Source organism: Christiangramia fulva, assembly GCF_003024155.1.
Taxonomy (GTDB): domain Bacteria; phylum Bacteroidota; class Bacteroidia; order Flavobacteriales; family Flavobacteriaceae; genus Christiangramia; species Christiangramia fulva.
In genome coordinates, this window is the sequence record NZ_CP028136.1 from 1,600,692 (window position 1) to 1,613,222 (window position 12,531).

Annotated in this window: 10 protein-coding genes; 6 read left to right on the forward strand and 4 right to left on the reverse strand. The window is 38.9% G+C overall.

Annotated elements, in window-relative coordinates; translation table 11 throughout:
* The first annotated feature begins 66 nt into the window (after positions 1-66).
* The 6 genes from C7S20_RS07385 to C7S20_RS07415 all read left to right on the forward strand — a co-directional run bounded on the left by C7S20_RS07385 (position 67) and on the right by C7S20_RS07415 (position 7,778).
* Positions 67-831, forward strand: a complete 765-nt coding sequence (locus C7S20_RS07385; RefSeq protein ID WP_107011884.1) for an SDR family NAD(P)-dependent oxidoreductase — start codon at positions 67-69, stop codon at positions 829-831.
* Positions 832-1,022: 191 nt separating this feature from the next.
* Complete coding sequence (locus C7S20_RS07390) at positions 1,023-1,229, forward strand: hypothetical protein (protein ID WP_107011885.1); 207 nt, start codon at positions 1,023-1,025, stop codon at positions 1,227-1,229.
* Between the two features lie 39 nt (positions 1,230-1,268).
* Positions 1,269-1,457, forward strand: a complete 189-nt coding sequence (locus C7S20_RS07395; RefSeq protein ID WP_107011886.1) for a hypothetical protein — start codon at positions 1,269-1,271, stop codon at positions 1,455-1,457.
* Between the two features lie 497 nt (positions 1,458-1,954).
* A complete protein-coding gene (locus tag C7S20_RS07400) occupies positions 1,955-5,680 on the forward strand; it encodes a PAS domain S-box protein (protein WP_107011887.1) in 3,726 nt (1,241 codons plus the stop codon).
* Positions 5,649-6,053 carry a response regulator gene (locus C7S20_RS07405; RefSeq protein WP_107011888.1) on the forward strand — a complete coding sequence of 135 codons (405 nt, stop codon included), beginning with the start codon at positions 5,649-5,651 and terminating at the stop codon, positions 6,051-6,053. Before C7S20_RS07400 ends, C7S20_RS07405 begins: the two co-directional genes overlap by 32 nt.
* Before the next feature lie 387 nt (positions 6,054-6,440).
* Positions 6,441-7,778 (forward strand): glycoside hydrolase family 130 protein, encoded by a 1,338-nt coding sequence (locus C7S20_RS07415; protein WP_227009120.1) that lies wholly within the window; start codon positions 6,441-6,443, stop codon positions 7,776-7,778.
* A 6-nt stretch (positions 7,779-7,784) separates the two neighbouring features.
* Here the strand turns inward: C7S20_RS07415 and C7S20_RS07420 are convergent, their stop codons facing one another.
* From C7S20_RS07420 to C7S20_RS07430, 4 genes are all read right to left on the reverse strand, one after another.
* On the reverse strand, positions 7,785-8,798 hold the full coding sequence (locus C7S20_RS07420; RefSeq protein ID WP_107011891.1) for a glycosyltransferase family 4 protein: 1,014 nt from the start codon (positions 8,796-8,798) through the stop codon (positions 7,785-7,787).
* Complete coding sequence (locus tag C7S20_RS07425; protein ID WP_107011892.1) at positions 8,795-11,083, reverse strand: glycosyltransferase family 4 protein; 2,289 nt, start codon at positions 11,081-11,083, stop codon at positions 8,795-8,797. The genes C7S20_RS07420 and C7S20_RS07425 overlap by 4 nt, the downstream gene beginning before the upstream one ends.
* An 11-nt stretch (positions 11,084-11,094) precedes the next feature.
* The gene (locus C7S20_RS19880; RefSeq protein WP_257791350.1) at positions 11,095-11,229 is read right to left on the reverse strand and encodes a hypothetical protein; all 135 of its coding nucleotides are present in this window, start codon (positions 11,227-11,229) and stop codon (positions 11,095-11,097) included.
* 129 nt (positions 11,230-11,358) lie between these two features.
* Entirely contained in the window at positions 11,359-12,528 is a 1,170-nt protein-coding gene (locus C7S20_RS07430) for a glycoside hydrolase 100 family protein (RefSeq protein WP_107011893.1), read from the reverse strand.
* Positions 12,529-12,531: the final 3 nt, after the last annotated feature.

A 12,531-nucleotide genomic window follows, 5' to 3' on the forward strand; every position in this document is an offset into this window, starting at 1 on the left:
TGATATCGGTCATCATAAATCACCCAGAGAGGGGCTAACTTTAATAAATTCTAAAAACATTTTAAGATGAATGGTAAATTACAGGGCAAACGAGCTGTGATAACAGGCGCTGCCGGAGGAATTGGAAAAGCCACAGCTGCACTTTTTCTAAAAGAAGGCGCTAAACTTATGCTGGTAGATGTTAAAGCAGAAGAGCTTAAAAAAATTGCTTCAGATTTTCATTCTGAAGATGTTGAGTTTTTTGTGGCAGATGTTTCAAAAAAGGAAGAAGTAAAAAAATATGCAGAAGCTGCCCTAAAAGCCTTTGGCGGGATAGATATTTTTTTCAATAATGCGGGAATAGAAGGGGTGGCAAGTCCCTTTTATGATTATCCCGATGATATGTTTGATAAGATTCTGGATGTGAATGTGAAAGGCGTATGGTATGGTTGTAAATATGTTATTCCGAAAATGTCCGAAAAGGCTAGTGTAATTATCACCTCATCTGTAGCGGGTTTAAAAGGTTTTGCAGGACTTGGGCCTTATGTACTTTCCAAACACGCGGTCATAGGGATCATGAGAGTCGTGGCACTTGAAAGCGCCGAGAGGAAGATCAGGGTGAATAGTGTTCATCCCGGACCGGTAAATAACCGAATGATGAGATCTCTTGAGGAAAAGATCTCTCCAGAGAATCCAGATGCTGTTCAAAAAGGTTTTGAAGGACAAATCCCATTTCACCGTTATGCCGAAAACGAAGATATCGCCCGTCAGGTTTTATATCTGGCTTCAGATGATAGCGCTTATATTACAGGAACTACCAATGTGGTGGATGGAGGAATGTTGCTGACATAAAAAGGTTATACCCTAAGAATACCATTTTCATTCAGTATTCGCTGAAATGCCGGAAATAAAAAGTGGAAGCAGCTGTAAAGAACAATGGCTTCGGATTTTCTTTATTGCAACACTCACAATTTCCTGCCAAAAGAAGTGAGGGAGAGATTATTAGCTATACCTTCGTCCCTTAACCCCTTAAAATCAGGATCATGAAATTTAAAATATTAGTTGCAGTGTTTTCTTTTGGAATTTTCGTTTTAACCTCTTGTACAGACACAGTAAAAGAGACTACTGTAGTAAAGGAAACCAAAACAGAAAACAAGGAAGGTATTCTGGAACGTTCAGCCAAAAAAGTAGACGCGGAAGTGAATAAGGAGATTGATAATAAGATCGAAGAGATCGGAGACGATAACTAGAATTCCATTTTTATATTAAAGCTCCTCAAGCCCCCTGGAATGAGGAGTTTTTTTATTAATAGCGACCCTGCGCCTCATCTCTTTTTACCGGTTACCATCGACATCAGGCTTTGTCCCAATGATTTTCTTCTATACAATGACGGATTTACCGCCGGGACCAAAAAAAACAATATCCATCTTCGGAAAAGGTTGCCAGGAATAAAAAAGCTGAATGTTTATATTTTTTAAAAAGTAAAAGATAGGTTATATTTGCAAGCCCTTTTTCTGTTTATAACAATTTAAACAGCTGGAAAGATTAGCGGTTGAGCAGGAGAGGGAGGTTTAAATTTTGAAATTTGCAGTAAGTAGCGTCTTACTCCCAAAAGATATTTGCAGGCTGATTGCAGTTTTAATCAGTACGCAAAATACCTTAAAAATCTCTGTAAAATAGATTTTTTGGTATTGAAGAGCAGTTGTGTTGTTTGTCACGCTTTTGGCGTGATGTGTAGTTGGCACTGAGAAGTGCCAGCCAATGAGAAGCTTTTTTCCGTTTATTCGGGAAGAGGCTTTTTTGTTTTATAATATGTTGATCTGCAGTATAATATCAGCCATAAATGATAAAAATCATTTTCCGGCCAAAAAACATCCTGTATTTTTGGTAAATGTCCTACATGAATATAATTAATAATTATATTCTTAGTTAACAGGGAATTATTATCTTTATAGGGCCCTAATTTATATGAATTTTGAAAACCCTACTGCGAATCCTTTATTTAGAGGATTCATCTGCCGAAGAAAATGAGGAGAACTGTATCCTTGAAAAAGAATACAATATCCGTAAGATCTTCTTTCCTCAGGAAATAAAAAACGCTCTTAAAGCATTTTCTCCACATGTGGTGCTTTGGGATAATAATGCCAGGGTCTCGCCTCAGGAAGTCCTGCCAACTCTAAAAATTTCCGAAGAAAATATCCTTTCCATTCTTCCCGTGCGCAATGGTAATTTAAAGGAAGTTTTGCCTCTTCTGGAATCTCTTTCAATCCAGTTAAATTCCCGGGAAACTTCTAAATTGGAAAAAAAACCATGCTGTGAGCTTGAGGAACGCTATCGGTCTATTTACCAAACCAGTCTTGACGGAATTTTAGTGACTGAACCTAACGGGACTATCCTGGCCGCCAATCCTGCCGCCTGCCGTATGCTGGAAATGACAGAGGAAGAAATTTGCAGGGCCGGCAGGTCAGGTATAGTTGATCCTGAAGATCATCGCCTTGCGTATGCTGTTTCCCAAAGGGAAAAACTGGGTAAAGCGCATACGGAACTGACATTTGTCAAAAAAAGTGGGGTAAAATTCCCGGTAGAATTAACTTCCTCGGTTTATAAAGACAGAGAGGGAAATTCTAAAACCACAGCTATCATCCGCGATATTACGGAAAGGAAGAAGATAGAGGAACAGTTGAATATTTCTCACGAGACCTATAGGAATCTTTTTTATAAAAGTCCTATTCCGTATTGGATATATGACAGAGATAGTCTTCAAATTGTAGATGTAAATGATGTAGCTCTTAAAGCATATGGTTATTCACGTGCCGAATTCCTTGATCTTACTATAATGGATCTACGTGAAAAAGAAGATATTCCAGATTTACAAAAGGATCTTGAAATGATTTCCAGGTCAACAGGAATTGTAGGCCCCGGAAAATTTAACCATAAAAAGAAAGATGGAACTCCGTTAAAAGTAGAGATTGTGGGATATAAAGTTGATTATGAAAACCATAATTGCAGACTCGTTGCTTGTTTAGACGTTACCGAAAAGGAAAATTTTCTTACCAGATTAAAGGAGAAGGAAGCGAGATTGACCGCTGCCCAGGAAATCGCTAAAATTGGTTATTGGGAATGGGATAAATCTACCGATACTTTTTTTCTTTCAGAAATGATGTATCAGCTATGGGGTGTGGAGAAATCAACATTTAATCCTTCCTGGGAGTCAATAATCAATGTTATTCATCCTGAAGATAGAAATTCATTCCAGAACGCGCAGGATGATCTCATACACGAAGGCAAAGAAAATAGCCTGGAATACAGAGTGCTTTCTCCATCTGGTGAAATTAAATGGATACAGGAAAAGGGAAGGATAGTTAGCTGGCAGGGGAATCAACCTGAAAAGGTCGAAAAAACAGCCCGCGATATTACAGATGAAAAGAATTTTATCGAAAAACTGTCTACCAGTGAATCCCGATATAAAGGAATAGTAAAGTCTCAGACGAATTACATTATTCGTACAGATATGGAGGGGAACTATACCTATTGTAATGAAAAATTCTTTAAAGATTTCGGTTGGCTCTATTCCGATGAAGAGATTATTGGTAAACCTTCTTTATCTTCTATAATGGAATACCATCACCAGGCGGTGATTGAACTGGTAGAGCGTTGTATTTTAGCTCCGGGAACTGCTTTCCAGATAGAGATTGATAAGCCAAAGAAAAAGGGTGGAATTCGTACTACGCTTTGGGATTTTGTGTGTTTGTTAGACGCCAAAGGCAATCCGTCAGAAATACAGTGTGCGGGAGTTGATATTTCGGCACGAGTAAAGGCTGAAAAAGACCTGAAAGAGAGTAGATTAAGGTATAAACTTATCACCGAAGCTACTTCAGATGCTATCTGGGACTGGAATATTGAATCCGCGAGCTTGTTCTGGGGAAACAGCTATAAGTCAATTTTTGGTTATGATCCCGGCGAACATCAAACCCTGGCTTCCTGGGAACAGCTTTTACATCCCGATGATCGGGCAAGGGTAACAGGAAGCCTTGATGCAGCCATAGAAGGGACTGAAAGAAAATGGGAAGCCAACTACCGTTTTAAGAAGAAAAATGGTGATTATGCCTATGTTTTAGATAAAGGAATTATTCTTAGGGATCAAAAAGGAAAAGCCTACCGGGCTGTGGGATCTATACAGGATATTACCGAAAAGAAGAAATTAGAAGATCTTCTTGAAAAGGCCAACAATCTCTCGCGTATTGGAAGCTTCGATTTCGATCTTGTGAGTAATGAGCTATACTGGTCGGCTATGACCAGGGAAATTCATGAGGTAGGGGAGGATTATAAGCCTCATATTGATAGCGGGATCGATTTTTATAAGGAAGGAAAAAATAGGGACAGGATTAAAAACGCAGTGAGCAGGGCTATTAATGAAAATGAAGCTTTTGATGAAGAACTTCAAATAGTTACTGCAAAAGGTCGGGAATTATGGGTAAGGGTAATTGGAGAACCTGTAACCGAGTACGGGAAATGTATTAGAATTAGTGGAAGTTTTCAGGATATAGACAAGATAAAACGTGCCGAATTGGAAGTGCTGAATGCGGCACGCGAGAAAGAAACTTTACTGGAAAGTATTGGCGATGCCTTCTTTGCTTTAGCCGAAGACTGGACAGTTACTTATTGGAACAATCAGGCTGCCAGGCTACTGGATTGTCCAAGAGAAACTATTTTAAAACGAAATTTATGGGAAATTTTTCCCGATGCCGTGGGAACTGCCTTTCAAAAAAATTATGAGGCTACCCTGAAGGACCGGCAGAGGAGACATTTCGAAGCTTATTTTGAAGGGACGGCTGCCTGGTATGAGGTGAATGTCTATCCCTCCAGTGAAGGTCTTTCGGTTTTCTTTAAAGACATTACAAGGCGAAAAACGGCAGATGTAAAACTACGGGAACTAAATAAATCCCTTAAGGCCCATACCCGCGAACTGGTAACGGCAAATAAGGGTCTGGAGCAATTCTCGTATATTGTTTCTCATAACCTTCGTTCTCCCGTAGCTAACATACTCGGGCTCGCTGATCTTTTACAAAATTCTGAATATCCACAAGGGGTAAAAGAAAAACTTTTCGGGGAAATATTTTCGAATGTAGAAAGGCTGGATTCTGTAATCACCGACCTTAACGGAATTCTCCAGGCAAAAGTTGATGTAAAAACCCAAAAGGAACGCATTGATCTGAAGTTGCTGATAAATGAGATTAAATCCAGTATAAAGAATGTTATAAAAGAAGAAAAAGCAGAAATCAAATGCAGCTTTGGCGACATTCATGAAATAGTTTCTGTAAAATCCTATCTGTACAGTATCTTTTACAATCTGATAATAAATAGTATAAAATACAGAAAACCCGATGTTGCACCTGTGATAGAGATTAGTGCCAGGAGAAAAGCGGATTTTATAATCATCGCTTTTAAAGACAATGGCCTTGGTATTGACCTTGCCAATAAACAGGAACAACTATTTACTCTTTACAAAAGATTCCATCACCATATTGAAGGTAAGGGAATGGGATTGTTCATGGTGAAGACCCAGGTCCAAATGCTGGGTGGAAGAATAACAGTAGACAGCCGGGTGAACGAGGGTACTACATTTACAATCATTTTAAAAGAAAGCTTAATTCAATTAGAAGAAGAAAATGAGACAGCTCTATCGATATCTGGTAATTGATGACGATTCTACCAGTAATTTAATATGCGATTTTACGATCCAGAGGTTTGATAAGGAAGCAGAGAGGAGCCTTTTTACCAGTCCTGAAGAAGCTTTGGATCATATAAGGCATCAAAAACTTGATGCCGGTCTCACCGTGTTGTTTTTAGACGTTAATATGCCTACAATGTCGGGATTCGAATTCTTGAGGGAATTTGATAAGTTCGATGAAAATATTAAAAATCAGTACCGGATTTATATGCTGACCTCTTCAATTGAAGATTATTCTTCCCAGGCGAAAAAATTCAGTATGGTTATAGGATTTCTGTCAAAACCTATGAAAATCACTTATCTGGAAGAAATCCGGCAGGATTTAAAAAATTGCTGTTCCTAAAAAAGTGGGAGAAATTCTTTAGATCGGCTACATTTTTTACATTTTTCCAAATCAAAATTTCATCGTCAACAGCGATTGAGACATCAGGAACAGGAGAAAATCGAAAGGTATTTTATTTCAAAAAAATCCATTTAATGAACGAAAAAAATTCTGGAAGCAACCTGGTGGGCTACCCTAAAATTTAATAATTATTGGCTTCGTTTATTCCCTGTTTTATCTACAGCTTATTAATTGAAAATGCGTACCTTCTTTTTTTATCCATAGCCTATGAGGGTCGCAGTAAAGCGTAAAAGTGTAAATTTTTTTCCTGATTCAAGTAGAGTTGTTGCCCGCTATTTTATGAATGGGGACCTGCGAACGCAAAATTTATTAAAGCGAATACTCCCGATGACCGAAGTGCAGGTGAACCAGGCCCTGGAGCAAACACTCAGGGAGTTTTCCAGCCGGCACAGAAATATCTCAAAGATCTTTTTTAAGCATTGCAATAACATACGCGGGATTATTGAAAAGATGCAGGTCGATTTTGAAGCTCTTTCCGATGAACGGAAAATGCTCATCGGCTCTTATTGTACGATGGAGTATTCTCTGGAATCTGCTGCATTTTTCAATCCGTCAATAATTGAAGATTTTGACCAGTCTTATCTTGAAAAAGGTGAAAAAAGAGTGATCCTTTCCTTCCGGGCAACCGGTGAAGGCCATATTTCATCGATCGTTTTTAGAAGAGGCATCCTCGATGCAAATAATGACCTTCATCTTTCCAAAGTGGGCGACTATGTAGACATGGCCGAAATATCCCATAAAACCCTATATGATAAAAGCAGGTTCGTAAAGAAGTTAAAAGAAATGCGAATTCCGGAAAAGTATACCAGCAGCATTATGGATAATCTTCCCGAAAAATTTGAATATTATTCTTTTAAAAATTCTGTGGGAATGTTGTTAAATAATAAAGACATTTCTTCATCCAGAAGAATTGCCCTTGAAGAAATGACCTGGCTGGTAGATTCTTTTTATGATATACAGTTTCATAAGGATTCTGATCTCACAGAAAGAGTGATTTTTCCCATTTCTGAATCTGAGAGCCGCGGGATTGAAGATGCCAGATTCGTTCGGTTTACCGAAGATGAACAGGTAAAGGTATATGCTACTTATACCGCTTACAATGGTCATACTATTTTGCCAAAATTAGTTTTAACTGAAGATTTTTACAGCTTTAGAATTATGCCTTTACACGGCAATGGAGCGCGCAATAAAAATCTCGCCTTATTTCCTGCAAAAATAAAAGGAAAATACGCCATGCTTTCCAGAATTGATGGAGTAAATAATTACCTGATGTATTCGGAAAGAACCACTCTTTGGAATAATCCAATTATGATCCAGGAACCAAAATATCCCTGGGAATTCACACAAATAGGTAATTGCGGTTCCCCTTTATGGACTGAAAAGGGATGGCTTATCATTACTCACGGGGTAGGTCCCATGCGGCGTTACAGTATTGGAGCGTCCCTTATGGATCTCAATGATCCTTCCAAAGAAATTGGCCGGCTGGAGGAACCAATACTAATGCCTTTAGAAGAAGAAAGAAATGGCTATGTTCCCAATGTGGTGTACTCCTGCGGATCTTTAATTCATAATAAAAGCCTTATTTTGCCCTATGCAGTTTCCGATTATTCTTCAACCTATGCAGTAGTAGATCTGGAAGAACTTTTCACAGCTCTTGGTGAATAATGGCCTTTAATAATGCTTAATTACCGTTTTATAGGCTTTTATATAAGAAGTGATCATTTTCTCCAAACTAAAATTCGTTTCTGCGTGAAGTCTGCAACTGGCAGGTTCGATCTCCCCGAGTTTCCTCACAGCAGTTACCGCTTCTTTGATGGTATGAACTAAAAATCCGGTGACCCCATTTTTAATAAGTTCCGGCATGCTGCCCCTGGAAAATGCGATTACAGGTGTCCCGCACATCATGGCCTCAAGTACGCTTAATCCAAAAGGTTCTTCAAAAAATATAGGATGAAGTAAAGCCTTTGCTCCTCCAAGAATTTTATCGCGCTCGTCTTTTCCTAAATTTCCGAGATATTCAATATTTCTGCCATTGATGCTGGGTTCAATTTCATTTCTGAAATAATTTTCATCCTGAATGAGACCGGCTATTTTTAGATCATAACCCGACTTTTCTGCAATTTCGATGGCTGCGTGCAGACCTTTCTCCGGATGTATCCTTCCAAAATACAGCAAATAATCTTCTTTTTTTCTTCGGAAGGTAAAATGGGCCGGATCCACACCATGATAGATGGTATCTAAATAGTTCAGATCCTTATGCCTGTTAGCATTTGAAATGGAAATATAGGCGACTGAAGAGTCATATTTTTTGTAAACCGGTAGTATTTTAGGAGAGGAAAAGCCATGAATGGTGGTGATCATGGGCGTTTCGATAAGCCGGGTATAGGTTAGGGGAAGAAAATCGAAATGATTGTGAATAATATCAAAATCTTCAGCCTGCTCCATTAAGTTACTGATATGCAGACATTCCAGAACCTTGGGATCAGAATTTTTATCGGTTTCGTAAGGTAGCTCGCAAATAGCCTCTAAACGGGCTGAGGTAATTGAATTTCCACTGGCAAAAAGGCTTACTTCATATCCTTTTTTAACTAAAGCCTCGGTTATGGTTGAAGCCACCTGTTCCCAGGGACCATAACCTTCTGGTGGAGTCCTCCACGCTATTGGTGCTAAAATGGCAATTCTCATTGATTAGTGATATCATCCAGGGTGACCGTTTCCTTTTCCTGTATTTTTGGCTCATTGATTTGATAAAATTCTTCATGAGCCTGCAGAACAGTTAAATATGCAATAAGATAAGCCAAAGAACTTTCGGCCCCCTGATTACGGTTGACCCCATAATTTTCAAACCCGTCACAACAACCTTTGGTCTCGAAATCATACAGGCTCATTCTCAGATCATTTTCACCGAGAAACCACATAAAGGAAGTAAAGAGTTTATGAAGATATTCTTTCTCACCGGTTAACAGAAAGGCCTGGTGAAACATCAATACCATCGCCATGGCATCTACGGGTTGCTGGGCAAAGAAAGAGCGTTCACCCTCTTTTACATACCATTTTTTATTTCCGATTATTGAGAGGGCTCCGTCTTTCAGGGTATGTTCTGTTAAAAAATTCATGGTTTCCATAGCTACCGTAGTGATCTCCGAATTAGCGTTTACCTGTGCCGAATGCAAAAGTGCCAGCGGTAAAATACCATTATCGTAAGCGAGAAGGGATTCAAACCATTTCCAGTTCATAGAACAATTGGCATTGTAATGCTCTATAAGTTTATAGCTAAGATTGTTTAAGATCTCCTTGATGGATTCGTCATTTGGATTTGTTTTAAGGTAATAGCAAATCCCTATAATTGTATTGGCTATACCGCGAATGGAAGTAAGCTTTTCAAAATTGGGAACGGCATCAAAAAATACAAGTTTTCCCATTTGATAATAGGCATCGTTAGGAGCATTTCCTATCAAATAACCAATTGCCCATATCGTTCTTCCAAAGGAATCTTCAGAACCTAGCTCATCCAGAAACTGCCTGTTGAAGCTCAAAAAATTCCGAAATGTTCCGTCTTTATTTTGCATGTAATGGATATAGCTCAGATATATAGGCATGAACTTTAAAGCCACGATATCTTTTTTCTGTTTGTAAGCCATTAAGACCATTAACAGAGCCCGAGAATTATCATCCAAGCAATAACCTTCTTTGAGGTTTGGAATTCCGAATTTGGCATGTTGAATGATCCCGGTATCATCGGTTAGCCTCTTGATATGAGTAAGGGAAAATGGTGGTAAGAGAAGAAGATCTATGGGAGTTTCTTTTTTCTCAGGTTTTGCTTTGGGGAAAGCGAGTAAACTATTGCAAAGATGCAGATATTTTTTACCTGTTTTTGGCCAGGTTATCTTTTCACCATATTGGTAAGCGGCTTTTTGTATTTTTTTGAGAGTTTTGGGATGAGTCAATAGATCTTTCAGGACTACGGCAAGCTCATTCGGATTGTTAAATGGGAAAAGTCTTCCCCTTTCTTCCGTAAGTAATTCAGCAGCATGCCAATAGGGTGTTGAAACCACTGCACAACCTGCTCCCATGGCGTAAGAAAGTGTTCCGCTGGTGATCTGTGCTTCATGTAGATATGGTGTAATGTAAATATCACTGGCGCTGAGGTATTTAAAAAGATCTTTTTCCCCAATGAAATCATTGAGCAATAATACATGTGCCTGGAGGTTCAGGTCTTTTATTAAAAGCAGGAGAAAATTGCGGTATTCTTCACCTGCGTGTCTTAACACATTTGGATGGGTTTTCCCCAATACTATATAGAGTACTTCGGGATGTTCTTCAATGACATCGGGCAGCGCTTTTATAACCGTTTCAATACCTTTATTCCTGCCAATGAAACCAAAGGTTAAAAGGAGTTTTTTATTTTCAAGTTTGAATTCTTTTTTCGATTGCTGTTTATCAAAATGAATGTCGGGCACACCATGCTCAATCAAAACGATCTTTTCAGCGGGGACTTCATAAATTGAAGTGAGAAAAAAAATAGCTTTTTGGCTCATGACCACTATTTTATCGGCCATCTTGCAAATCTCCTTCAGGATCACTTTTTCACTGTATGAAGGCGAATTTAAAATAGTATGAAGGGTCACGATAAAAGGGATTTCCAGCCTGTGTAAAAGAGGAAGGATATAAACCCCGCTTAATCCTCCATAAATGCCGAACTCATGTTGAAGAATACAAATGTCTGAACCGCTGAGGTTAATAAAGTTTGCGGCTTCCACATAATCTGTTTGCTGTTCCTGGCAAATACTGAATTTTACTTCGGGAGGGTACTGATATTTTTGGTCATTATCATCCATGGCTACTACTAAGATCTCATTCTCAGTGTGGCCGGTTATAATTGACCCTAACATAGATTTGGTTAGGTGTTGTGTAAAAGTTCCTATTCCGCATTCTCTGGGAGGATACGTTCCTATGTAAGCAAGCTTCATTTTCTGAATTTTTATGGGGTATTAAAAAGGCCGTGGCTGCCGCCTTTATCTTTGCGTTTAGCTTCTTTTGCCGCCCTTTTTTCCTTTAGGTTCAATGATGGCTTTGTTTTATCAGACTTAGAGTGCACTTTTTTTCCCTTAGACATTTTTTTTGATTTTAAATTAACTTGCTAAACAGCAATCAGTTAAGCTACCAAAAAATGCTGATAAAAAACTGTAAATAAGCGGTCTAAATTTACATATTTCACATGTTTTCAGTAAAATAGGTTTGAAAGTCATTGCCTGATCTTGTCAAAAAACGGAGTGCTTTTATCTTCGACGCATTTTGCGGCATATAAATAATTGGAGGCGCTCCAGGTTTGCCAGTCCTGGCCCATGGGTTTACCATTTTGAGCTTTATACCATTCATTGAAGCCATACTCAAGCTCAGGCTTACGGGAAAGTTTGATTGTTTTTGTAAGGTCCAGTAATTTTCTTTCTGCCAGCGCAAATTTCCCCACTGCTACCAAAGCAGCAATATAAAATCCCGAAATAAAAGGCCATACGCCACCATTATGATATTCACCCGGTTGATTAAAATTCTCGTATCTGGGATGCCAGTCTATTTCTCCGGGTTTTATATATGGAAAAAAATTAGGAGTGAGCCCTGGAGCAAGTTCGCCCTTTTTTACCATGAACTGACATTCTTTTTCAATCCATGAAGTCATTGCTATTGCTCTGGAACGGGGGGCGATTCCCGACAATATCGCTAAACTGTTTCCTAAAAGGTCAAATCGTTCACTGCTATACATCTTATAAGACCAAAAAGCATAATATGGCTTATTTTTTACCGCAAGGCCTTCATGTACATGATGATGAGCTTCGGCAGCGGTAATAGTGAAACTTTCCATTTTATTACGGAGGTTTTCAGCTTTATCATGTACTCCCAATAATTTAAGATAAGTGTAAACAAGTGTATTTACAAAAAGGCCATAGCCTGGCACCCACTGCTCATCCCGCCAATCACTCGTAGGTTGTTGAGCCACCAGGTATCGGTCTGACGGGCTCTGATAATCCATCCATAAAAGAGCTTTATTCACAGCATCTTTAAGAAAATATGGTTCATTTATAATTTCTCTGAAAATTGCGACAGCAATTAAGAACAATGGGGTAGTATCGCTGGCTCCCCGATCATCTTTGTCGTGAACAAGTGAGGGAATATGTCCTTTTTTAGATTGGTTAAGAGAAAGAGTTTCCAGGACTTTGCGCATACTGTTTATCAAGACAGGATTTTTTGTTGCTGCAATTCCCAAAACCGAAATTAAAAGATCGCGGGTATAAGGTTCGGGATAACCCCAGCCTGCAGTTCTTGGAAGATTATTAAACGGACCTTCTGCATTATGCAGAAGTACTTCCAGGGCTGCTTTTTTCGCACCTTCAATTAATTCCTTATTCTCTAATTTCATGTT